Origin of the sequence: Treponema putidum (genome assembly GCF_024401155.1) — a bacterium.
Lineage (GTDB): Bacteria > Spirochaetota > Spirochaetia > Treponematales > Treponemataceae > Treponema_B > Treponema_B putidum.
This window is the reverse complement of record NZ_CP038804.1, coordinates 1078083-1103261: the sequence shown is the minus strand read 5'-3', so window position 1 is coordinate 1103261 and position 25179 is coordinate 1078083. Positions and strand designations below refer to the sequence as shown.

Below are 25179 nucleotides of genomic sequence, written 5' to 3'. Positions count from 1 at the left end.
AGAAATTACATTATCAGCAAAGCTGATCTTATTGATTAATGTTGATAAATATAAACATACAGAGGTATTTTTATGAGTGAAAAATTAAATTTGGTTATTCTTGACGGGTTTACATCCAATCCCGGCGATCTTTCTTGGGATGAGTTAAAATCGGTTTCAAACCTTACAATATACGATAAAACAAGTGCAGATGAACTTCTTGAAAGGTGTAAGGAGGCTGATGCCGTTCTTACCAATAAGGTTGTTTTTTCTAAAGAAATAATGGATTCTTTGCCGCGTCTTAAATATATAGGAGTTTTAGCTACAGGCTACAATGTTGTCGATATTGAGGCTGCAAAAGCAAAAAATATTTGTGTAACAAATATTCCCTCTTACAGCACCGATAGCGTGGCTCAACTTGTATTTGCCCTTATTTTTCACTTTTATTGGCATGTAAAGGAGCATAGCGATGAGGTTACGGGCGGAAAATGGTCGGCTTCTCCCCATTTTTGCTATCACAGCTTTGATATAAGAGAGCTTTCCAATAAAACAATGGGTATAATCGGTTTTGGGAACATAGGCCAAGCCGTTGCAAAAATTGCCCTTGCAATGAATATGAAGGTAATCTATTTTAACCGCTCTAAAAAAAATATTAAGGGCTTAGAAGAAGCAAAACAGGTTCCTTTAAATGAGCTTTTTTCTTCTTCCGATATAATAAGTTTAAACTGTCCTTTGACTGAGGAAACAAAAGAAATTATAAATGCCGAGTTCTTAAAAAGAATAAAAAAAACTTGTATCATAATCAATACGGGACGGGGGCCTCTTATAAACGAAAAAGATGCAGCAGAGGCTTTAAAAGAAAAGAAGCTTGCAGGCCTTGCCTGCGACGTTCTCAGTGTAGAACCTCCGGCTAAGGATAATCCCTTGTTTAATGTTCCCAATTGTATTATAACGCCCCACATAGCATGGCAAACCTTTGAGGCAAGAAAAAGGCTTATAAAAATGGCCGCAGATAATGTAAAGGCTTTTATGTCAGGTAAAGAAATAAACAGAGTAAATTAGGTTTTATTTTACCTGTTGTTCTTTTTTTAATTTTATGTATACTATTCTTTTGGGTATTATAGATACTCTTAGAAGGAACTTATGAACTGGAAAGTTATTTATTTTTTATTGATAGTATTGTTTTTAGGCTTATTTGCAGGTTTTAATATGAAAAATTCTTGTGATGTTTCTTTGATTTTCTATACTTTTGAAAATATACCTGTTTATGTAAGCAATATTTTTTCGTTTTTAATCGGACTTGTCTTAACCATTCCTTTTTTATTTGGAAGTAAAAAGAAAAAAAATAAGCCTGTAAACGAGAAAAAAGAAACATTTACGGCAAGCGATGGTGTCGGAATAGACACTGTGGACTTAAAAAAGCCTAAAAAATCATGGTTTAAACGTAAAAAAGAATCTACAACTTCAATGACCGATACGAACTCTGAAATTAAATGAGGTAAGAGATAAAAAGGTTTATGGAATTTAAGATAAAAAAAATACTATTTTTTTTATTGTTTCTCTTTTTTTTGCATAGCCTGACTGCTCAAAATTCCTTACCTCCGAATGTTCAAAAGATTATCAAAACCGGTTTTACAAAAAAAACTCCTTTTGAGACCTCTTCCTTTATTGAAGCAGAAATAAAAAAGATTTCTTCAAATGAAGAAAAAATTATAGCTCTATCCGTTTTGGCCGACTATGAAGAAAGGTTCGATTTATTTTTACGAGCCGGAAGACACTATCTTGAAGCTGCGGAACTTTCTCCCGAAACCGGAAGAAAAACTCTTTTAACCAAGGCTTTTGGAGCATTCCTTTTAGCCGATAACATAACCGAGGCTTCAGAACTTTGTCGTAACCGCTTGCTGCCCGTCATTGAGGCTCCATTTTCAAAAGAAGATATAAAAATTCTTGTTTTTTTTGAATGGCTTAAATTGAAATCGGATGAAAAGAGCTCTCTTGAAAATATAAAAAAATATGTTACCGATTCAAAATTTTCAGAATTTCATCCTGCCATGCTTTTGACTCTTTGGTGGATCGATGGGGATAAGAAGGCTGAGAACACCCTCGTAAAAAAATTCCCTAACAGCATTGAGGCCGCTGTTGTCCGAGGTGAGGCTTTTTTAAGCCCTAAAACATTTTGGTATTTAATGCCTCAAAATAGGGAATTTAAAGAATCTCTTGCAGACTCAGCTTCCGAATCCGTTTCATTAAGCCAAGGCGAAACTTTAGCACAAAATAATGAATTGCCGGCTGCAAAATTTTATCAAACCGGTTTTTTTAAAACCGAAAATTTTGCAAAAGGACTTGCAGATGAGCTTAAAAAGAAGGGCTTTACCGTAACAATAAAAAAAGAAGAGCGAGGGGAGGAGGCTTTCTTTTCGGTTTTAGTAAAGGATGACGGCAAGGGAGATATGGTTATCCGGCTAAAAAGCGAGGGCTATGAAGCCGTTCCGATCTTTGATTAGGTTTCTTACTTTTTTTCTTTAGACTTTTTATCATCTTGCATTGAATCTTTTTTTTCTGTTGTTTTATCTTCTTTTTTTAGTTCAGGCGGATTTAAAAGTTTTTCTATTTCTTTTTCAAGTTCACTAATAGTTTTTTTATCATCGTCTTGTGTAAATTTTTCCTTTGATTCGTTAAGAAGCTCTTTTGCTTTTTCGTATTTTTTTACTATGATTAAAATTCTAACATAGTTAAAGAAATATTCAGGAGTTTCCTTATCTTCCAAATAAATTTTTTCATAAATTAAAAGGGCTTTTTCTTCTTTTCCCGATGAGGCTAGAGCATAGGCATAGGCTGTAGACAGCTTTATGTTTTCGGGAGCTTTTTTATAAAGGGGTTCAATATATTTTAAGCAGTTTTCCCAATCATTTTGAAGAGAATATACTTGTGCCAAATTATATTGAGCTGCATTTTTATATTTTTCAGACTTCGCGGCTTTAAGGTAATAATCTGCGGCCTTTGGGTAGTTTTTTATCTCTGCATATCCTTGGGCTATCGAAAAGTATTCTCCTGCAAGGTCTTCTTCAATAGACCCCTTTGCAAAAAGTTGTGTAAAAGAAGCAAAAAGCAAGATTCCTAAAATAATTATAAAGATATTTTTTCTCACCTTTTTTGAATCCTCTAGTTTCCTAAAACGGTTTTTTCTATCTGTCGAAGCTGAGAGCGGTAAAGCCCCGCAATATTTGAGCCGTAGTCTGCAAGGAGCTGAATAATGTTTCGGGGTGTTTCATCGGTATCGGTTCCGTTTATCCTGTCTCCTGCATCGCCGAGGCCCGGCATGATATAGGCTGAAGCATTTAGGGCAGGGTCCATCCAAAGGGTGTATAGGGTGCAGTTATCTAAAGCACGCACAATGCGTAAGGCTCCCTTTAAGGCAGAAATTACATGAAAACAGCTTATCGATTTCGGCTTTACGCCCAGTTTTTTTAGGTGTTTTACAACGGTTACGAGGCTTCCTCCGGTCGCATTCATAGGGTCTGCAAAGATAAGGTCCTTTCCGTCCAAATCTTTTAGGTTAAAATAAGACTTATCCAAATCAAGGATGTACTGCATATCGTCTTCCTTGCGGGAATCATCTCTCTTAATCTTAAAGAGGGCAAAGGGGGTTACATAGCCATGCGAAGAATACTCTTCGATTTCTTTTGAAAGAATCATAGAGGGAAGGAGGGCTCCTCTCAACATAACACACATAACAGTATTTTCAATTTTATGGTCAATGTCGGTTATCTTGTGAACCGCATAGTTTTGAACCGGATTCGTTACAGGAGTTTTTACTACAAGATAGTTTTTCTTGTCTTTTTGGTGCCCCTTATAGGCAAGTTTAAAAAGCATTTCAAAAGAACGCTGGGTATAGTATAAGAATTCGCTGTGTTCGGTTTTTATAGAGCGGAGTTTTGCAATAACCCTTGAAGCCTCGGCATGATTTTCATGTTCGGTATCAAAAGAGAAAACTTTAAGTTGAGGTATTTCTTTGCATATATTTTGCATAAGATGCCCCATCTCGGTATAAAGTCTTATAACCTCATCTTTGGCCTTTTTCTTTTTTTCGCTGTTTTCCTTTTCTAAAACAGCAAAATTTTCAATAGCTTCCTGATAAAGAGCATTCATTTCGTTAAGATGCCTTAGATCGTCTTCAGTTAAATACCCGTCAAGAGCTTCTGCCCCCATAATTACCTTACCCATATCGGCTCCCAGAAAAACTTTTTGCAGGAAGCCTCAGCTTCCGAAAAAAGTTTTTTCATGCAGTTTGTTTACAAACTGCATACAATAATGCGATGTTTGCCGAAAGGCAAACTCGACAGATAAACAGTGAGGCTGAATTTCTGCCGAACTGTTTATCAAATCTCCTAATTTAAAATCAGGGAAGTATAAAAGAAAATCTGTAAAAATTCAAGGGGTTCGCTTAAAATCGGACATCCATGTCCGATTTTAAGCGGGGTAAGATTACTTAGTATCGTTAAGTATATATTTATATAGTGCTTTTTTTATATCTATTGCTACATTTTTTCTTGCGGAAGTATGCAATGGAACAACACGGATTGGCCTTCCTTTAAAAGTATAATAATAGATATTTATTTTTTTACCTTGTTCTTCATGAGTTTCCGGTTTATTGTTTTTATCTTGTTTTAAAATGGCATCGTCAGTTTCTACATAATATTTTTTAAAAAATTTTTTGTACATGTCTTTGGAAGTAAGTACGATTGTATCAATACCTTTATATTTATCAAGAAGGGAGTTAAGATCGTTAGTTTCCATAACTTCAAGGTTTTTATCTGAATTATTATTTTCAGTTCGTATTGCTTTTTTGACAATATCTGTTATGCCTATATTGTGTTTTTCCAATACTTCTTTTTTTTCTTTTATTGTCTTTAATAAATTTTCTTTACAGCCTAAAGCATATTCTATTAATTCCCAAAATTCGTTACGCTTATTGCCGTAATACCAATCTTCTTTGTCATTCTCTTTATTAGGATCCGTAAAATCTTTTCCCGGAAAGGTACCCAATATTAGTGTCTTTGTGGTTTTAGAAACGAAGGGCTCAAACGGATGTACATGTTCTGTGCTGCTATTTAAAGCAGAATTGTTTTTGTTGTTCATAAAATTTTCCTTAAAATATAATTTTTCCGCTTTTTGTGATTACCCCTATAAATTGCGGAAATTTTTATAAGGGCAGTTTGATTATTTACCAAAGGACAGAATGTCCGAGGTTCCAAACCGATAAAAACGGTACACGGATGTACCGTTTTTATCAGAAGCCTGCTAGACAACAAACGCTAACATAGTTGCTCTTGTCCCAGTTGCCCACACCGCCATTGCCGAAATGGACTAGCCACGCGTGATACTCGTAGGAATTCTGAGACGACGACCAAATCGACGAAGTATCTAGGCTTGAATCGGAATATGAGTTTCCAAGACCGTGTATCTTTGCAAGGCTCTCATTGATTGCCTCGCGGTTCTTATAAACTTGACAAAGCTCTTGAAGACTCGGCATATACCACGCAATATTTGCACCGCCAAGCTGTGCAGCATATGTCGTGTTATACCGATTTACCCAGTCAAAGGCAGGATAGTTTTCTGCAACAACAGCATCCTGTGTCCCTGTAGGGTCTATACTGCATATATAATCCCAGTTATCGCTTCCGTCAAGGTCTCTGGTAAATGTTGCCATTGAGGCAGTACCCTCTCCTGTAGCAGAGGGTGTACAGATTATACCTTCAAACTTCGTATTATAACCGGAGCTTCCATACTTTGCCCAGTGTAATTCTGACTGGCTTATATGGAGGGCTATACCTATTGCTCTTCCATAGCCGTTTACCCCTGCAATAATTGCAACAGGAGGATTAGTTGGCTCTATCGCTGTATACTCATCTTTAGATTTAAGCGTTTTATCCGCAAGCACGATTTTACCTACAGTGTACTCGCTATAGTCTTTTACACTAAAGGTGCCGTTCAGACTTTGACTTCCGCTTGTAGTTGTTACGATATAATCTCCTGCCTGTCCGGGGATTGTCAGTTCTACTGTAAGCTCAGTATCGCTTAGGATGCTAACGGTAGAACCGTTTGTAATTGAAGGTTTATCTGTGCAGCTTAAGGTAAAGTTACTCGGAGTTACGCCCGGAGCCTTAAAGTTTGTTCCCCTTACCCTCGCAATAAGCTTTGAGTCTTCCTTTGAGGTTCCGGCTTTAGGGATATAAAAGGAGGTAAATTTAGGAACTCCATATACCTGTATTGTAGGATTGATTATGTTTTGTCCGTAATTGTATGACAGATTAGAATAAATTCTCGTCTGTTCCTTATCTCCGAAAAATACCTTAGCTATAAAGACTCCTTCTTTTTGGGGTACGGGGATATCCGCTTTAAAGCTTGAGACGATTCCTGCCTCTTGAGTCCTTGCATCAACGGATATATCATCTCCTTCTATTCCGCCTTCACTATTATAAAGTCTTACCTTTATGCCTCCTGCAACTGCAAGATTTGCTCCTGTTATGGTAATCTTTGTCTTGGTTTCACCAGTTACCTCAGTTGAAGCTATACTTTTTAAGCTTAATTCAGGCTGTGCGGAAAGCCTTGCTTCTTTTGTGATTACAAAGCTTTCCGTTACAGGAGAATAATTTCCGCAAAGCTTTATCTTTACCGTATACCTTTTACCTTCAAAACTTGCATCATTGGATGAAATAAGGGGAGCTGTAAGGTCCACAGAGGCTTGATTATTTCCCGTATTTATGGATGTAACCGTTACAAGACTTCCCTGTAAGGCTCCTTCCTCATCAAAAATACCGGCCTTTACTGTAGTATCGGTTTGACTTGATATGAGGTTAAAGTTTGAACCTGTAATGGTAAGTCTTATCGTAAGATCGGGATCATTGTATGCAAGATGTTTACGGTTTAAAAGTATCGCAGTAAGGGAAGGACTCATGGAGGCGGTAAGGGAGATTTTTGCTTCTTCGCCCTTGTTTCCTGCTCTGTCTACAGTCTTAAGGCTGAATTCATATTCCGATCCGTCAGGTTCAATATTTTCAATCGTAAAGCTTGTTTCGGTTTTGACCTGCTCCGTTACAATCGGCGTTCCGCCCTTTTTGTAACTTACAAGATAGTGGGAAAAATCGGTATCTATAGAAGCATCCCAGTTTAAGCTTATTATTTGGGTACCCGAATTGTAGTATGCTCTAAGATTTTTAACCTTTGAAGGCGGCTCTTTGTCTATATTGCTAATCTCAATAATTTCAACTTCCCTTCGGCCCTCATTGTCCTGAACAGCCACGGAATACTTAGAGTTTTCACTTACCTCAAAACTATTGCCGGTAATTGCCGTTCCGCTTGCCAAAACATCCTTTGCGCTGTGTACGCCTTTTTTCCATTTTGCAGTTTTTACCGAAGTGCTTGAAGTAAAGCTGATGGTAACCTTGTCCTTTGTCCAAACTGTCTTTTCAGGACTTTGGTTAAGAGTAAGAGTCATAGGCTCTCCGGTCTTTGTTTCCGGTTTTACCTCAGGCTTTTGCGGACAGCCTGTAAATAATAAGCCCGCAACCAACAACAATGCAGTAAAAAATACTGCCCGATTTAAGAATTTCTTCTTAATTTTTAAATTAGTTTTTTCCATGACTAATTTTCTCCTTTTAAAGAAATTAATTTATATAAAAGGGAACTTCTAAAAACTTCAGTTTTTTAGAGGTTTTCCTTAAATTTGACTTGCGATGTTTTTCATAAGTCATTAATACATAAAGGCTTATGAAAAACTCGACGGGCATATCTAAAAACCTAACAAAGTTTTTAGATTGAGAAAAAATTTTATTCGAAAAATCAAAACTTATATGATAAAAACAAAATAAGTAACTAGAGATATTAGAACTAATAGAGAAAATGGGGGGGGTAAACTCAGGCTAACATTTTTTGTTTCTTTACAAAGCCTAAAAAGGGAAGGCAAAGAAACTAATGTTAAACACAAAAAATACTTAACCATGTGAAAATAATAGTCTAAAAACTGCAAGATGTCAAGACTGCTATAAAAATGACATAAAAATATCGAAGTATAAAATTAAAAAAGTTTATCGAGCTGCAATGAATGGGATATGTCGTAGATAAATCCGTTGCTTTGACAATAAGCCTTTATATCTTTTTCAATTTTTTTGCTTGGGCCGTATTCCAGTAAATAGACGGTAAATCCATAGGTTTTACATTGATCCAAATAGGCAAGAAAATACTCTCTATCTTCTATGGGTTTTACTCCAAATGTGTTATCCTTAAAATTGATTTCGGTAAATACACTTTCCTGATTGATTCCATTTACGATTCCTTTAAGAGCATTTTGCTTCATTGCCTGACTTATAAAAGTATCTCCGCCGTTGATTATAATAGGTTTATTTTCTTTATGTATTTCATGTAAAAGGGTCATAAGTCCCCGATATATTTCGGGTGTTTTATAATGATAATATATGTCAGCATTATCAAGAAAAAAACCGTCTATGCCTTTTTGAGATAAGAGCCGTGCTTTATCCTTAATTCTTTTTTGCCATCTTTTGTCTGCAACATTTATCCATTTTTCTTCATCCCAATTTTCATAGTCGCCTAAAGCCATATCTTTAAATGCTTCATAATCATCGCGGAATGTTTCGATAGAGCCGATGTTTAAATAAGAAAATATATTAACATTCCCGTTTTTGTGAAGCTGTGCTATATCTTCTTTAGAAAAAAATTCAGCTTCAATTACCAGTGTTTTTATTCCTTTAAGATTTACCGCTTTGTCGGAGGCCATACCTATCAATACTTTGTACTCTTTGTTGTTTTCTGCCGCCATGCCTTTTATTACAATAATCGTAAAAAAAATCAAAACCATGTAAAGATATTTTATGTTTTTCATAAACTGTTCCTTGTTAAAATCAGAATACGGGATTATACCTATTTATTTACTTGCTGTGTATACTACGGCATAATCTTCTGCACGGCTTTCCGTAAAGCTGTAATCAGAATATGCTGAAACGGATTTGAATCCTGCCTGCTTAAATAAGGCTAAAAGCATTTGCCTCTTAAGTGGATGTAATACCGTAAAATCCGAACCAACGGTACTGCACAGCTTATCGGTAAATTCTATAGTAAATCTGATATCCCCGTCAGGTAAAAAATCATAGTGCCGCTTAAAAATAAAATCTTTTGTTTCTTTATCTTTAAAGTTCATTTTTTTATCAGCAAGGATGCGGTCATAATTGAGAACTTCAACAATAAAGATGCCGTGTTCCTCTAATGACCCATACACGGAACTAAAAAAACGGCGGAGAATATCTTCATCACGCAAATGCGGAAGCGTATTACCGAAACACAGTACTCCCTTAAATTTACCGAACTGCATAATATCGGCGATATCTGCATGATAGAACATAAGCTCACCTGTTTTGCGGATACAAGAAGCTTTCTTTTCTGCAATTCCAATCATCTTTGCATTTAAGTCGAGTCCGCATATATTATATCCCTTTTGATATAAACCCATTGCAAGCTCACCGGTTGCACAGCCTGCATCGCATAACCTGCCGGGTAAAGGACAAAGATGCCTGATAAAATCAATTTTTTCCGCTTCAATCGGAAAAAGTTCGCTGTAATGTTCTGCAATTAAATCATATACATTCATAGTTTTCCTTATAAGGCCTCAGCTTTGGTAATAGTTTTTTTGTAAAATATATAAGCTTAGTATACGGTTAAGTGCTATGGTTATCAAGCGGTAAAAATTTTTCCTATTGACAAAGTTTTTTCTTTAAATATACTGGTAACATAGTTATCAAGGCGGAAAATATGAATACCGGAACTTACGCACAAACACACGAAACGATTCTCAAAAACGGTAAAGAACTTTTTTTGAAAGAAGGCTTTGAGCGTGCCAATTTGCGTGAAATATGCAGGCTTTCAGGCGTTACCACAGGCGGATTTTACCGGCACTTTAAGGATAAGGCCGACCTTTTTTCCGCATTGGTGGAACCTGCAATTCAGGGATTGCAAGCACAGTATTCCGCCTCCGAAAAACTATGTTTTACTGTGCTTGAAAACAGCGGTATCGATAAAATATGGAAAGTCTCGGCAGAAGCTCTTGAAGATTTTGTCTCTTATATTTTTGATCATCTTGAAGCCTTTAAGCTGATTCTCTGCTGCGCCTCAGGTACAAAATATGCCGAATTTACCGATTGGATGGTAGAGCGGGAAATTAAGGATATGTATAAAACCTGCGAACTGCTTGGAAAAAAAGGCATTACCGTCCGCCGTCTTCCGCCGAAAGAACTGCACATGCTGACCCATGCATATTTTTCATGCATCTTTGAAACCGTACTGCATAATTTCAAAAAAAAAGATGCTTTAAACTCAATGAAAACCCTTGCCGATTTTTTTTCCGCCGGCTGGAGGACGGTTTTTGGATTGGGAGATGGGAAAAATAAAAGTCTAAGAGGAATTTTAGTTTAGTATTTTAACGGTATAAAACAATAATATAATTTTTTTGAAATATATTTTGTATATTAGATTTATTATGGGAGAAATGAAATTATTGCATTTTTAAAAAGACTATATGACTTATCTAATATGAAAAGTCTGGACTCAAGACTAGAAAATGCATCAGTAATTATATAAATTTTGCAGTGGAGATTAGAATGACTTCGTTTTTTGATAATAGCAAATATTTTGTGTTTGACAAATCTATACCTTCTTCAAGCGGAAAAGAAATACAGGTATATAAACTTAATAATGAATTATTAGATGATAGTATTTTGAATAGTTGGGCTTCTGGATTAAGAAATAATTATGTTGAAGAGATCCTGTTAGAGCCTCTAGTTAAGGGAACAGGATTAACGCAAAAAGAGTTTTTGGAGAAGAATATATTTCCCAATCATCAAAATAAACTAGGTGCTTCGACTATGTCAGGAGAATTCGGTGAGATATTGGTATATGACTATATAAATTTTGTGCTAAAACACTATGTTACCAGGACTAGATATTTTGAAAAAGTCAATCCTAATATGCCGGTTCCTGGAAGTGATGTAATAGGGTATCAAGTTAAATATATTGATAATCCAAGCGAAACGGATCACTTAATAGTTGCTGAAGTAAAGACTCGCTCAAGTATATCTGGAAATAAAAATAGTTTGTGTAAAACAACTGTTAAAGATGCAATAGAACACTCTGTTAAAGATAGGGTGAGAATAGGAGAATCCCTAAATGCTGAAAAAAGAAGATTACTTAACCGTTCAAGAATTGAAGAGGCTAAAATAGTAGAAAGGTTTCAAAATAAAACGGATAATCCATTTTATTTAGACTTTTTTGCAGTTGCTGTATTGGATAATGAATTGTATTCAGATCAAGTAGTTTTGGATGTGGTTAATAGTCAGCATGAAAATATAAAATCTACAAATGTATTAATAATTTATTCTAAAGAATTAAAGCTTTTCTTAAGAGATTTGTATAGGAGGGCTTGTTTATGTTGATAGAAAGTACTTCAAAGTACTATTTGAAAAAAGTTCGAGCAAAAGCAAAAATGTATGAATATGGAGTGCCGGAGAATCTTCATATTGAAGTTGAAAATCAAGCCAATGATCTCATATTACTTAGTATTGGAGTAGTTGGAGACATCGCTAATGAAATATGGAACATGAAAGGAGCACCTATAATTCTTCCAAAGAACAAGGAAGAAGAATTATATTTTGTCTCAAGATTTTTTGATTCATATTTCCAATCCAAAATGAGTATAGAGATGAACCCATATTATATTTTAATGGGAGCAGTTACTTATTATTTTTGCAATATGAATGGAAGTTCAAAAGTAATGATGAGTATTATGCCGGATTTATATGATTTCGAGTTTTCTGCTTCTGGATTAGAAAATGTAATAATGTGGTTATTAGATAATAATCATGAATTTAAGATTGACAGTATAGATGAAAAATATAGAAGTTATATTACACAATTGATTGAGTACTATAATGTATTTTTTGATTGCAAAAAAACTAATAACACTAATTTCAATGACTTTAGAAGTTATGTTTACAAACTTGGCAACGACAGAGAAATATTATTTACAGATATTATTTTAGCAATATTAAAAAAGAAAATTTATAATTCTTGTATTAATCTAATGCCACTGTATTCTGGACTTGATAAGGATAATTGGATTTCAACATTTAAGAATAATGCGATGATGAAAGAAATGTGGTCATCTCAGCTTTTGTTGGGAGAAAAAGGAATTTTCAAAGGGAAATCAGGTGTTATTCAAATGCCGACAAGTTCAGGGAAAACAACTTCGGTTTCACTTGCTGTACAAGCCGCTTTTTTATCTAATAGAACTTCCATTGTAATTGTTGTGGCTCCATTCAGGGCTTTATGTAAGGAAATAATGTTTGATATGGAAAATTTTTTTGCATTTGATGAAAATATAAATATAACTGAATTTTCTGATATTCCTGAACCTAGTGAAATAGAATTAGTCACATCTGAGTCAATTGTCAAAAAAGTATTTGTTATGACTCCAGAAAAGTTGGCTTATATTTTAAAACACAATACGGAAATAATTGAAAGTATTAACATGATTATTTTTGATGAGGCTCATTTGTTTGATGATGAAGCAAGAGGGACGGATTATGAACTTTTATTAACAACTATTAATAGTTATCTTAAACCAGATGCACAGAAAATATTAGTTTCAGCAGTAATTTCGAATGCTGAACAGCTAAACACATGGATTAACAAAGATGGTATTGTAATAAGGAATAATACTATTAAGACATCAGAAAAAACGGTAGCCTTTAATAAATTTACTTCCACTAATATCAATAATGCTTATAGTAATCTTTATTTTGTGGAACCTAATAAAAATTTAGAGGAAGAATTTTATGTACCTAGAGTAGTTCAAACAAAACAACTAAAGAAGATAGATGGAGAGAGAAAGTTAAGATATTTTCCTGATTTTAAGAATAATAAGCAAGATGTAGGTATTTACTATGCAATTAAATTGATTGCAAATGGGAGTATAGCTATTTTTTGTTCAAAAAAGGATACTGTAAATAATATTCTAAAGAGATTTATTGATTTGAAAGAAAGAGGCATCTCGTTAGAGGATTTTTCTACCTTATCAGATGAAACTGAATGTTCAAAAATTGCATATCTAATAAAAAAACACCTTGGTGAAAATAATTTATATATAGCAGCATTAAATGGTATTGTAGGGCATCATTCGGGTGTGCCTAACGGAGTAAGAATTGCTGAAGAATATGCATTGAAAAAATCATTAATCCGTTGTGTAGTATGCACTTCTACATTGGCACAGGGTGTAAATTTACCTATTAAATATTTAATTGTATCTAGTATTTATCAATCAAAGCAGGTAATTAAGGTTAGGGATTTTCATAATTTGATTGGAAGAACGGCAAGAGCAGGAAAAGAGACAGAAGGGACAATCATTTTAACAGAAGATGTTTATAAAAATAGTAAGGAAACTTATAAGCAAAAAAAATATAAACGATTGCTTAATGCTGATAATTCTGAGGAGTGCTCTAGTAATCTTTTGAAATTAGTCAGAGAAGTTGATTTGGGAAATAATAGAGTAATTTCTTTTGACTTGTTGAAAAAATATATTAAATCCAGATATTCTAATAAGGCGGAATATACTGCAACAAAAAACAGCATTCTTGAATATAAAGAGCAAGGAATAGAACATATTTTAGTGTCATTGGAAAATTTCATACTTGGCTTTGCAGATATTGAAGATGAGAGTTTTGATATTATTCAATCTACATATGGATACTATTTGGCAAATGAAGAAGAAAAGGAAGAATTAAAAACCATTTATAATCTCATTAAAAGTAATATTGATACTCTTGAAGCTAGTGATAGGTTGCTTTATAGAAAAAGTATGTTAGGTATATTGACAATGAAAGAACTATCTAAATTCATAGATGACAATTTATACGAAATATCAAATGCGGATTTTGATACATTAATTAACTTGATTGCTAATAAATTGAAAGAATCTGAAAATTGTAAGATTATACCTAAATTTATTGATGATAGCCATGTTTATGAATTATTAAAAATGTGGATTAATGGTAAAAGCTATATTCAAATTTGGGACTATTCAAAGTCAGTAGATTTGCTAATTAAGCGAGGTAAAAAGAGTAGGAATATCTCTTTGGAAGATATAATAACTTTATGTGACTCAGACTTTGGATTTGCTTCATTAACAATAATACAGGCTATTATCGAGATACTAAATACTAAAGACTGCAGTGAAAACATACAGGAAGCTTTAAATGATATAATTTATAGGATAAGATATGGATTACCGAATAAAGAGTCTGTATGTATATATGAGCTTGGATTTGCAGATAGAATTATTTCTCAAAAAATTGCTGAAGTACTTAAAAATTTTGATTGTAGTAGTAAAATAAAAGTAAAATCAATAATAAAGAATCACAAAAATGAATTAAAATCTGTTTTGTCAAATTATCCATCATATTTTATGGATAGGTTACAAAAAATTTAATATGAACTTATTATCCATAATTTTTCATACTTCCAATAAAGCCTCTTCCCATTAATTTTAGCAAAAAAAAATACTTCTTTTATATAAAATCCACATCATCCCCTTGACTTTTTTCATATTTTAGATAACAATGTTAGCATGCAGTGTTGTCAATTCTTAATTAAGAATTAGGAATTAGAACGATTAAAAACAATTCCTAATTAAGCATTACGAATTACAAATTAAATTATAGGAGAATTACAATGAACCAAGATATGAAAACACAGTTATTGACAAAAAGTCCGAGAGAACTGCTTTTTAAGTTGGCGATTCCCGGGATAATCGGAATGGTCGTTATCGGGCTGTACCCGTTTATGGACGGTGTATTTGCAGGAAGAATTATCGGCGATTATGCAATGTCCGCAATCAGTATTTCTATGTCGCTGACGCTGATAAACGGAGCGGTATCGGCGTTGCTCGGTGTCGGAAGTGCTTCGATTTTGTCGCGGGCAATCGGCAAGGGTGATACGGAAACGGTAGATAAAATCTTCGGCAATGTTTGTTATTGGATGCTGCTTTTTTCGGCATTGATTACGGCGGCAGGTGTGCTTTCAGCTCCGTACTTTTTGGAAATGGTGGGAGCAAAAGGAGCAATTAAAGATTTAGGCGTGCGGTATTTGCGGATTGTATTTTTAGGTTCGGTATTTGTAAACTTTGCTCAAGCCGGAAATATGACCATGCGAGGCGAGGGTGCTCTAAAACAATCCATGTTCATTATGGGAGCGGGGGCATTACTCAATATCGTGCTGGATCCGATTTTTATGCTCTTGATGGGAGAGTACGCAATTGAGGGAGCGGCGATTGCTACGGTACTGTCGCAAATGGTGCAGGCGGTTTTAACCCTGCGGTATTTTGCGAAAAAAAGTCCCTTTGTCAAAATACACAAAATTAAAAAGTATAAAGAAATTTACCGTGAAATGTTCGGCATCGGAAGCTCGGCTATGCTCATGCAGCTTTTGTTTGCAGTGCAGCAAACGGTTTTGTTCAAACAGGCGTTTACCTTCGGCGGCGATAACTGGGGGATTTTAATGTCCGCTACAATGCGGCTATACATGTTTTCGTTTATTCCGCTGTGGGGTATGAGTCAGGGCTTACAGCCGGTTATCGGTGCAAACTACGGAGCCAAGCAATACGGAAGAGTGCGGGAAACGATGAAACTTTTTATGTACGGGGCAACGCTTCTTGCAGCTCTCTCGTGGGTTCCGGCAATGCTTTTTTCCGAAAGCCTTTTATCAATCTTCAATGTACGCCCGGAAATCATTGCAGCAGGTCTTATCAATTTCAAACTGTTTTATTCTACATTTATTTTATACGGAATTATGATTATGACGCTTACCTTTTTCCAATCTATCGGAGACGCCAAAAAAGCCGGAATGATTGTTCTCTTGCGTCAGCTCATCCTCTTTGTTCCAGCCATGCTGATTTTGCCGCACTTGTTCGGAAACCTCGCCGTATGGTGGGCGGAACCTGCCGTTGATTTTACAATGATACTCATCGGCTTTATCATGCAGCAGAGGGTGTTGAGGAGGTTGTGAGAAAAATGTTCCAAAGCTTTTATATTTTTCCGAGTAAATTTAGTTTAAATAGTTGAAAAAATCCGGAATAATAAGTATAATCAAAATTATATGAATAATATACTTGAAATTGAATTACAAGATACCGAGTGGGAATTCACTTATATTGATCATGATAGAGAAATTGTAAGAGCTATTGTAATTGATGATTATGAAAATTATTATTTTGTTAAAGTTCATAGAGATGATGATTTTGGTAAAGTAACACTGATTGAGACAGCAGGCGGCGGAGTTGAACCGAACGAAGATTTGGAAGATGCAATTAGAAGAGAACTTAAGGAAGAATTAGGTGTGGAAGTTGATATTCTTTCTAAAATAGGAATTGTCAGTGATTACTATAATTTAATTCACAGGCATAATTTAAATAATTATTATCTTTGCAGAGTAAAGTCCTTCGGTGATAAGAATATGACACAAACAGAAGTTGAAGATTTTCATTTATCTACTTTAAAATTAAGTTATAAAGAAGCTATAGATAAATATAATAAATACTCAAACAGCCGATTAGGAAAACTCATTGCGAATAGAGAGTTGCCGATACTTATGAAAGCAAAAGAATTGATAAGTGATTTCTAAAAAAACTGAATACCCAACTTATAATTAAAGAAGTTCTCTCATGCCCACAAACAACCTCACTCGTTTAAAAAAATATCCGGAATCCCTTATTGACAAAAAACTAAAAACCCTTATAATATAACTAAGCTATATTTGACAGGTGCTTTTAATGGGAAACGGAGATTTTGACCTTACGCATAAGAAAATTCTGGAATGCGGGAAAAAGATTTTCAAAGAGAAGGGCTTTGAAAAAGCCAATCTGCGGGAAATCTGTGCGCAGGCGGGTGTTACGACCGGAGCCTTTTACGGTCATTTTAAAGACAAAGAAGCTCTTTTTTCCGAATTGGTGCAGCCGGTTATTACCGATATAGAGTACCATTATAGCTTGCTCAAACAACAAAGTTTTACAATGTATAAAAAAGAAACGGCTATCACAAAACAAACAATCGAAGCAATCCTCGATTTAAAACTAAAGGGAGCCGTCGATATGGTGTCCTATTTTTTTGATAACAAAGATATTTTCGAGCTCTTGGCGTTTTGTTCATACGGAACAAAACATGAGCATTTTTTAGATGAAATAATAGAAAAAGAAGATGAAAATCACCTGAAAATCTTGGAGATGATTCACGGGAAAAAGAAGGCTGCCCAAGTAATCACCAAAAAAGGCATTCACTTACTGAACCATGCCTACCTGTATGCACTATCGGAAGTTGCCGTTCATTGCGAAACAAAAGAAGAAGCCGAACACAATGCCTATTTAATTGCGGACTTCTTTAATGAAGGCTGGAAAAAAATGCGCACGGTTTAATTGTAATTATGAATGAGGAAAGTGAATCTATTTTTTTTAGATTCAAATATAACAATGTTATAATTGAAAATATTGGAGGTTTTTTATGAAGTTAAAAGACATTGTACGGATAGCCGTGTTGACGGTTATCGGGTTTGTAATCGGAATGGCAATTTCGATGCTGACGGGAACACTGGGAGCCATAGCCTTATACGCTTCTGCAGGATTTGCCGCTTTTGCAGTCGGCCCTGTTTTTGTGATAACGGCTAAAAAAGTAAAACACCGCTGGACGGCATTTTTATTTTGGCTTATCTACGGATTGTTATATACCCTTATGGGCTATTGGATAATGATACCGATTTGTTTGGTTTCGGCAGTGCTTGCCGAGCTCATCATCGGCGATTATTCAAGCAATGTAAAAGTTTCAATCGCTTTTTCGGCTGCAATGTTTGTCGTTGCAATGCACCCGATTATATTTGTCAAAGTATTAGGTGCGGAAGGAATTACGAAGTTCGCTCCGTCTATTTCAAGTGAACAAGCTCAGTGGATGATTCGGTTTTATACGGGAAAAGCCATCGCAATAGCGGTAGCCTGCAACATCGTCTTGGAATCTTTGGCAGGCTTATTCGGTACCTATATCAACAAAAAGTTCTTTGAAAAGAGCAGTAAAAAGAGCGTATTATAATGAAGCCGGCAAGAAACACTCAAGGATGGTCAATGAATCCGATAACGCTTTTTATCCTCATACTGCTCACATCATTCTTGGTGTTTCTTGTCAATCAAACCATGTATTATGTGCTGCTCGGTATGAGCTTTTTCTTTTTGGTTTTATTTTCATACTCGGAAGGCATAAAAAGAGCTGTAGTCTATATCGGTTTATTTTTGCTGATAAAGCTCTTGGCATATGTCGATTTAGGAATGACAACCGGAGCATTGATAGGATTGATAGCCTTATTTTTAAGGCTCTATCCTATCTTTAACATCGGAAGGATATTGATTTTAACCAGTCCCTTAAAAATTATGAGCGCATTGCGTGCGGTAAAAGCACCGCAATCTATTTCGATAGGACTGGTTACCGCCTTACGCTTTTTGGACGAGATGACGGCGCGGCTAAAAGAAATAAGAAACGGCATGAAGGTGCGGGGCTTACGTTTGAGCCTGTTACATCCTATCCGTTCGTTTGAGCTTTATCTTATTCCCCTTATTTATAAATGTCTTCATGTAAGTGAAACGCTGACCTCTTCGATAATCGCAAAGGGGATTGAATACGAAGGAAAAAAGACGAGTTATAGACCGGTGCACTTCGGCTGGTATGATACGGCGGGTTTATTAGCAGCTGTTTTTTTACTATGGAGATCCGTATGGGCATAGTAGAAGCAAGAATAAAAAACTTCACCTATGAAAATGATGAAAGTCCCACGCTCCATGCCATTGATTTGAGCATTGAAGAAGGCGAGCTCGTTGTGCTTACGGGTTTTTCCGGCTGCGGGAAGACTACCTTAACGCGGATATTAAACGGCTTAATTCCCTATCATTACGGCGGAATACTCGACGGTGAGGTGCGCATTTTAGGGAAGAACATCTTGGATTATAAAAAGGGCGAATTGGCAAAGTACATCGGCAATGTGTTTCAAAATCCGAGTGATCAGTTTTTTGCTACCATCGCAGAGGAAGAGGTTGCCTTTGCCGGAGAAAATCTCGGTATGGATTTTCAAACCCTGTGCGAAAAAACCGATGCTGCTTTTCAAACGATGCAGATAGAATCGCTTAAAGGCGCGAAACTTTCAGAGCTTTCCGGCGGGCAAAAACAAAAGGTCGCCATCGCTTCCACACTCATCTATGACACAAAGCTGCTGTTTTTCGATGAGCCTTCTTCTAATCTCGACTATGAAGGTATTGTGCAATTTCAAGCGATGATACGGGATTTAAAGGCGATGGGAAAAACGATTATCATTGCCGAGCACCGTTTATTTTTCTTAAATGAATTGTACGATAAGCTCATCTACATGAAGGACGGCACTATCGAAAAAATCTTTTTGAAAGGTGAATTGACAACAGAGGATTGCAGGCGGTACGGACTGAGGGCAATACGGTATGACAGTCTTGTCTGCGAAAACCCTTCGGTACCGAAACAAGCGGTTACGCATATCGAGGACTTGAGCGTTTCTATCGGCAGGCAGGAACTTATCAAAAATCTTTCGTTTGATGTACACGCAGGAGAGATTACCGCCGTTATCGGAAAAAACGGTATAGGAAAGACTACGCTCGGTAAGGCCTTAGGCGGGCTTGTGTCTTGCAAGGGGCAGATCGGTTACGGGAAGTGGCGGCGGCAGCGCTTAAGAAATGCGTATTATATGATGCAGGATGTTGACTATCAGATTTTTTTTGACACGGTAGAAAACGAGCTTATCCCTTCTTCAAAGCTGAAAGATACAGCCTATTTACAACAAGCGGCTGAGTACCTGCACATAATTGACCTTTGGGAAAAGAGGCTTGACCATCCGCAGGAACTTTCAGGCGGACAAAAGCAGCGGCTCGCTCTTGCAACGGCTTTTTTAAGCGGCCGGCGTATCATCATCTTAGATGAGCCGACCAGCGGTCTCGACTACAAACGCATGGACGAAATCGCAAAGCTCATCTTACACTGTGCTCAAGAAGTCCCCGTGCTCATCATCACCCACGACTTGGAACTCTTATTCAAAGTCTGCAACACCGCCATTCTGCTCGCTGAAAACGCATACAAGAAAATTCCGGTAAACGGAAATGAAAGAGAAATTATTGGGTTTATGGGAAAACTTTCAATATAACTCAAATTCGCCATCTTCTCTAAACCCATTTTTAATGCTATAATCTTATCTATAAAATGAAACTGGATTTATATATCGACAAAGACGGACAAAAGCTAAGATGCGGATATACGACGGGGAGCTGTGCGGCGGCGGCGGCTAAGGCTGCGGCCTTGATTTTAGACGGTGAAACTATGACCTCGGTTAAAATCGATACGCCTGCAGGACTTGTCCTTGACCTTCCGGTAGAGCATTGCCGCTTTTATAAAAACAAAGACGGGACAGCTATTGGAGAGGCAGCCGTTCAAAAAGATGCGGGAGACGACCCTGACAGCACCGACGGCATCTACATCCATGCCAAGGTCTCTTATAGAAACGATGGGAAGGTTCTTATTGACGGGGGAGAGGGTATAGGAAGAATTACCAAAAAAGGTCTTTTCGGAGAAGTAGGGGAGGCTGCCATCAATCCCGTACCCCGTCAAATGATAGAGAAAGAAGTTTTAAAGGTTTCAAAAAGGGGCTTCAATGTAGAAATTTTCAGCCCTCAAGGAGCCGAAATCGGCAAAAAAACCTTTAATAAAAATATCGGTGTTGAAGGCGGCATCTCTATTATAGGCACAAAGGGCATAGTCTATCCTATGAGCGAAGATGCCATCAAAAAAACCATCTATCTTGAAATAGACGGAATATCACAAAATTCGAAAAAAAAAGAAATACTCTTAGTGCCCGGAAACTACGGTGAAGGCCTTAAAGAAAAGCTAAAAAACATAATAGACCTTCCCACAGTAAAAATGTCAAACTACATAGGGGATAGTTTAAGCTATGCCTATTCTAAAGGCTTTAAAACCATGACCTTGCTCGGTCATATCGGGAAATTTGCAAAACTTTCCATAGGAATTTTTAACACTCATAACCGCACCGCCGACACCCGTATGGAAGCCTTTGTTTATTACCTTGCCATGCATGGGTCAAACAAAAAAACAATCGAAACGGTCAATGCCTTTTTAGCTGCCGAAGAAGCCTTCAACTATCTTGTTGAAAACAAGATGGAAATTATCATCAAAGCTATGGAAAGAGGAGCTGAAGAAAGAATCAAAAAATACCTCAAGGATGACAGCATTTCGATAAGGGTTTTAATATATTCAATGAAATACGGCCTTGTAGAATAAACAATTTATAGAAAAAAAATTCTAAAGTTATCAAATTAAAACTTGCTATTTTAGTAAACATATTGTACAATTAAAGGTATAAGTGGAGTTAACTTAGGTTAATATATATGACATAAGGAGTATGCAAATGAGTCGACTTGAGATATTTTCACAAAATCGGTCTCAAATTATAATTGAAGAACTGTATGAGAATCTTCAACATAGAATTGAAGCAAGTCCGCCCGGACTTTGCCCCGTTTACATAACACGTGCCTTTATCGAAATGTGTCATGCCCAAACTTGCGGAAAATGTGTGCCATGCCGTATCGGTCTTTTACAGTTAAAGCATATTTTAACTGATGTTCTAAACGGAAAAGCTGAAATGGAAACCATCAAACTTATTGAAGAAACTGCAAAGTCGATAAGAGAGACAGCAGACTGCGCACTGGGGTATGAAGCAGCCGATATGGTTTATAAAAGCATAATCTATTGCCGTGATGACTTCGAAGAACATATAAAACACGGAAGATGCGGCTGTATAACAACTCAGCCCGTACCCTGTGTAGCCCTTTGTCCTGCAAATGTGGATATTCCGGGCTATATTGCTCTTGTCAGGGATGAAAGATATGCCGATGCTGTCCGTTTAATCAGAAAGGACAATCCTTTTCCTTCTACATGTGCCTTTATCTGTGAACATCCTTGCGAACATAGGTGCCGGCGAAACATGGTAGACAGTGCCATAAATATACGAGGACTAAAAAGAGTTGCCGTTGAATTTGCTGGAAAAGTTCCGCCCCCTCCATGTGCACCTTCTACAGGAAAGACTATAGCCATAGTCGGAGGCGGTCCTGCAGGGCTTACCGCTGCTTATTATCTACAGCTCATGGGGCATCAGACAACCGTATATGAAATGTTGCCCAAATTAGGAGGCATGCTTCGTTACGGTATACCTAATTACCGGCTTCCTAAGGACAGATTGGACGAAGATATAAATGCAATTCTCGAAACCGGAGTTAAGGTTATCTACGGTAAAAAAATAGGAACCGATATAGAACTCAATGAACTTATAAAAAATAATGATGCGGCTATTATAGCAATTGGAGCCTCAACCGACAAAAAACTGGGCATTGAAGGAGAAGATGCCGAAGGCGTTATCTCTGCCGTTCAATTCCTTAGAGATGTAGGAATGGATAAGGGCATGGATTTAACAGGTAAAAAAACAGCGATAATAGGAGGCGGAAACGTCGCCATGGATGCAGTGCGGACGGCTGTCCGCTTAAAATCGGAAAAAGTTACCTGTCTTTACCGAAGGCGTGTAGCCGATATGACGGCTCTTCCTGCCGAAATAGAAGGAGCCTTAGCCGAAGGTGTTGAAATGATGACCCTAAAAGCTCCTTCAAAACTCGAAGTAAAGAATGGAAAACTCACAGGCGTTTGGGTTACTCCTCAGATGATTTCCAAAATAAAAGAGGACAGAGCCTCCGTTGTATCTACGGGGGAACCTGATATTTTTATTCCGTGTGAGGTACTTGTTGTTGCAATAGGACAGGATATAGAAACTCAGCATTATGAAGAATCAGGTATACCGATTGATAGGGGCAAGCTTTTTACGATGCCCAGCGCAAGTTTTAAAGGAATTCCGGGATTATTTTCAGGAGGGGATTGTGCTTCAGGCCCCTCAACTGTTATAAAAGCCATTGCCGCCGGAAAGGTTATGGCTGCAAACATAGACGAATATTTAGGCTACAGCCACACTATAAGCTGTGATATAGAAATCCCAATTCCCAATATAGATGACCGCCTTGCCTGCGGAAGGGTTGAGCTTGGAGAAAGAGAAGCCTCCGAAAGGATTAAGGATTTTGAAGGGGTAGAATTCTGTATGAGTAAAAAAGAGGCTTGTCAGGAAGCAAACCGTTGTCTAAAATGCGATCACTTCGGCTTTGGAATATTTAAGGGAGGCCGTGAAAGATTATGGTAAACTTAACAATAGATAATATAAAAATAAATGTTGATAAAGATATGACAATTATGGAAGCTGCGGAACAGGCAGGTATTCCTATTCCTAGACTTTGTTTTTTAAAGGGGATCAATGAAATTGCAGCATGCCGCGTATGTGTTGTTGAATTGGAAGGCAAGGAAAAACTTATAACCGCTTGTAATAATACTGTTGAAGAAGGAATGGTTGTGTATACCAATAGTCCCAAAGTAAGGCTTGACAGAAGAAGAACCGTTCAGATGATTTTGTCTCAACATGATTGTAAGTGTGCAACCTGTGTAAGAAGCGGAAACTGTGCTTTACAAACACTGGCAAACGATCTTAATATTCAAGATGTATTATATGAAGAACAGCTTGAACATCAGCCATGGGATAAGAATTTTCCTCTAATTAGGGATTCAAAAAAATGCATTAAATGTATGCGTTGTATTCAGGTTTGCGATAAAGTTCAAGGTCTTAATATCTGGGAATTGGAAGGAACGGGAGCAAGAACTACAATAAATGTTTCAGGCTCAAGGACTATAGCCGAAGCAGATTGCTCACTATGCGGTCAATGTATTACCCATTGTCCTGTTGGTGCCTTGCGTGAAAGAGATGACACGGAAAAATTCTGGCGGGCAGTTGCCGATCCTGATAAGGTTGTTGTTGTGCAGGTAGCGCCTGCAATCCGTACGGCTTGGGGAGAACACTTAGGGCTTGATCTAAAAGATGCTTCCGTAAACAAAATATTCGATGCCCTAAAACGAATGGGGGCCGACTATGTTTTTGATACAAGTTTTTCGGCCGATTTGACCATAATGGAAGAAGCCTATGAATTCCTTGAGCGTTTTTCTAAAGGAGAGCTAAAAGATAAACCGATGTTTACCTCCTGTTGTCCGGGGTGGGTTCGTTTTATAAAAAGTCAATATCCTCATTTGGTTTCTCATTTATCTTCGGCAAAATCTCCCATGCAAATGTTCGGTGCGGTTATGAAATCGTACTTTGCTGAATCAATCGGTAAAAAATCTGAAGATATTTTTTCCGTTGCAATTATGCCCTGTGTTGCAAAAAAAGGCGAGATTAACATGGAGCTTTTCTATGGAGAGTATGCAGGACATGATATGGACTGTGTTTTGACTACACGTGAATTTGTAAGGATGATTAAGTCTGCACATATTCTTCCTGAAACCCTTAAAGAAACGGAACCTGATAAACTTTTCCATGATGCTTCAGGTGCGGGAATTATTTTTGGAGCTACAGGCGGTGTTATGGAAGCGGCCTTGCGTACTGCCTATTATGCCATAATGGGAGAAAATTGTCCGCCGGATGCTTTTAAAGTTGTAAGGCATTCCTTACAAAAAGAGACGGGAATTATAGAAGCCTCTTTTACATTAAAAGAGAATAATTTGAGTATTGCAGTAGCCAGCGGACTTGCCAATACAAGGCGGCTTATAGATTCTATAGAAGCCGGCGAAAAGCATTATGATTTTGTAGAAATTATGGCTTGCCCCGGAGGCTGTGTAGGAGGCGGAGGTCAGCCCATACATGATAGCTTTGAATTGGCCTTTGAACGAGGACAAAATCTTTATTTTATCGACAGTAATTCAAAAATAAGATATTCGCATGAAAATGAGGATATAAAGAATTTATATAATAACTTCTTTGAAAAGCCGAACAGTCATAAGGCTCACAGTCTTTTGCATACGGACCATTTTATATGGGAAATGCCGAGAAGTCCGAAGCGGGATCGAAAGGGCTATGTTATAAACGAGAGATTTCAATCGTAAT

21 protein-coding genes are annotated in these 25179 nt (G+C 36.9%); 15 read left to right on the top strand and 6 right to left on the bottom strand.

The annotated features are described in order from the left end of the window. The first annotated feature begins 72 nt into the window (after positions 1-72). From E4N74_RS05230 to E4N74_RS05220, 3 genes are all read left to right on the top strand, one after another. The gene (locus tag E4N74_RS05230) at positions 73-1041 is read left to right on the top strand and encodes a D-2-hydroxyacid dehydrogenase (protein ID WP_255819188.1); all 969 of its coding nucleotides are present in this window, start codon (positions 73-75) and stop codon (positions 1039-1041) included. 81 nt (positions 1042-1122) lie between these two features. Continuing rightward, the gene (locus tag E4N74_RS05225) at positions 1123-1476 is read left to right on the top strand and encodes a hypothetical protein (protein WP_255819186.1); all 354 of its coding nucleotides are present in this window, start codon (positions 1123-1125) and stop codon (positions 1474-1476) included. 20 nt (positions 1477-1496) lie between these two features. Then, complete coding sequence (locus E4N74_RS05220) at positions 1497-2483, top strand: SPOR domain-containing protein (RefSeq protein ID WP_255819185.1); 987 nt, start codon at positions 1497-1499, stop codon at positions 2481-2483. A gap of 5 nt (positions 2484-2488) precedes the next feature. On the opposite strand, the gene E4N74_RS05215 is transcribed toward E4N74_RS05220, so the two are convergent. The 6 genes from E4N74_RS05215 to E4N74_RS05190 form a co-directional block, all read right to left on the bottom strand. After that, positions 2489-3127, bottom strand: coding sequence for a tetratricopeptide repeat protein (locus tag E4N74_RS05215; protein WP_255819184.1), 639 nt, complete (start codon positions 3125-3127; stop codon positions 2489-2491). 14 nt (positions 3128-3141) lie between these two features. Continuing rightward, positions 3142-4203: a uracil phosphoribosyltransferase gene (locus tag E4N74_RS05210; protein WP_255819183.1), complete on the bottom strand. Its 1062-nt coding sequence runs from the start codon at positions 4201-4203 to the stop codon at positions 3142-3144. 261 nt (positions 4204-4464) lie between these two features. Then, positions 4465-5118 carry a uracil-DNA glycosylase family protein gene (locus E4N74_RS05205; protein WP_255819182.1) on the bottom strand — a complete coding sequence of 218 codons (654 nt, stop codon included), beginning with the start codon at positions 5116-5118 and terminating at the stop codon, positions 4465-4467. Between the two features lie 151 nt (positions 5119-5269). Beyond that, on the bottom strand, positions 5270-7621 hold the full coding sequence (locus E4N74_RS05200; protein ID WP_255819181.1) for a fibronectin type III domain-containing protein: 2352 nt from the start codon (positions 7619-7621) through the stop codon (positions 5270-5272). Between the two features lie 435 nt (positions 7622-8056). Then, entirely contained in the window at positions 8057-8878 is an 822-nt protein-coding gene (locus E4N74_RS05195; RefSeq protein ID WP_255806418.1) for a glycoside hydrolase family 191 protein, read from the bottom strand. Positions 8879-8920: 42 nt separating this feature from the next. Continuing rightward, the gene (locus E4N74_RS05190) at positions 8921-9640 is read right to left on the bottom strand and encodes a class I SAM-dependent methyltransferase (protein WP_255806417.1); all 720 of its coding nucleotides are present in this window, start codon (positions 9638-9640) and stop codon (positions 8921-8923) included. A gap of 161 nt (positions 9641-9801) precedes the next feature. Between E4N74_RS05190 and E4N74_RS05185 the strand changes: the two genes are divergently transcribed. From E4N74_RS05185 to E4N74_RS05130, 12 genes are all read left to right on the top strand, one after another. Beyond that, positions 9802-10461 (top strand): TetR/AcrR family transcriptional regulator, encoded by a 660-nt coding sequence (locus tag E4N74_RS05185; protein ID WP_255819180.1) that lies wholly within the window; start codon positions 9802-9804, stop codon positions 10459-10461. A 185-nt stretch (positions 10462-10646) separates the two neighbouring features. After that, entirely contained in the window at positions 10647-11477 is an 831-nt protein-coding gene (locus E4N74_RS05180) for a Hachiman antiphage defense system protein HamA (RefSeq protein ID WP_253721703.1), read from the top strand. Beyond that, positions 11471-14527: a DEAD/DEAH box helicase gene (locus E4N74_RS05175; protein WP_255819179.1), complete on the top strand. Its 3057-nt coding sequence runs from the start codon at positions 11471-11473 to the stop codon at positions 14525-14527. Before E4N74_RS05180 ends, E4N74_RS05175 begins: the two co-directional genes overlap by 7 nt. Positions 14528-14769: 242 nt before the next feature. Then, positions 14770-16101 carry an MATE family efflux transporter gene (locus E4N74_RS05170; protein ID WP_255819178.1) on the top strand — a complete coding sequence of 444 codons (1332 nt, stop codon included), beginning with the start codon at positions 14770-14772 and terminating at the stop codon, positions 16099-16101. A 90-nt stretch (positions 16102-16191) separates the two neighbouring features. After that, positions 16192-16716 carry an NUDIX domain-containing protein gene (locus E4N74_RS05165; RefSeq protein ID WP_002679290.1) on the top strand — a complete coding sequence of 175 codons (525 nt, stop codon included), beginning with the start codon at positions 16192-16194 and terminating at the stop codon, positions 16714-16716. Positions 16717-16864: 148 nt separating this feature from the next. Beyond that, entirely contained in the window at positions 16865-17503 is a 639-nt protein-coding gene (locus tag E4N74_RS05160; protein WP_002689987.1) for a TetR/AcrR family transcriptional regulator, read from the top strand. 85 nt (positions 17504-17588) lie between these two features. Next, entirely contained in the window at positions 17589-18167 is a 579-nt protein-coding gene (locus E4N74_RS05155; RefSeq protein WP_253689616.1) for an MptD family putative ECF transporter S component, read from the top strand. Further along, positions 18167-18853: an energy-coupling factor transporter transmembrane component T family protein gene (locus tag E4N74_RS05150; RefSeq protein WP_255819177.1), complete on the top strand. Its 687-nt coding sequence runs from the start codon at positions 18167-18169 to the stop codon at positions 18851-18853. The genes E4N74_RS05155 and E4N74_RS05150 overlap by 1 nt, the downstream gene beginning before the upstream one ends. Then, positions 18844-20289 carry an ABC transporter ATP-binding protein gene (locus tag E4N74_RS05145; RefSeq protein ID WP_255819176.1) on the top strand — a complete coding sequence of 482 codons (1446 nt, stop codon included), beginning with the start codon at positions 18844-18846 and terminating at the stop codon, positions 20287-20289. The genes E4N74_RS05150 and E4N74_RS05145 overlap by 10 nt, the downstream gene beginning before the upstream one ends. Positions 20290-20345: 56 nt before the next feature. Then, entirely contained in the window at positions 20346-21437 is a 1092-nt protein-coding gene (gene cbiD, locus E4N74_RS05140; RefSeq protein WP_255819175.1) for a cobalt-precorrin-5B (C(1))-methyltransferase CbiD, read from the top strand. 127 nt (positions 21438-21564) lie between these two features. Next, on the top strand, positions 21565-23394 hold the full coding sequence (locus E4N74_RS05135) for an NAD(P)-binding protein (RefSeq protein WP_255819173.1): 1830 nt from the start codon (positions 21565-21567) through the stop codon (positions 23392-23394). Next, complete coding sequence (locus E4N74_RS05130) at positions 23388-25178, top strand: [FeFe] hydrogenase, group A (RefSeq protein WP_255819172.1); 1791 nt, start codon at positions 23388-23390, stop codon at positions 25176-25178. Before E4N74_RS05135 ends, E4N74_RS05130 begins: the two co-directional genes overlap by 7 nt. Position 25179 lies beyond the last annotated feature (1 nt).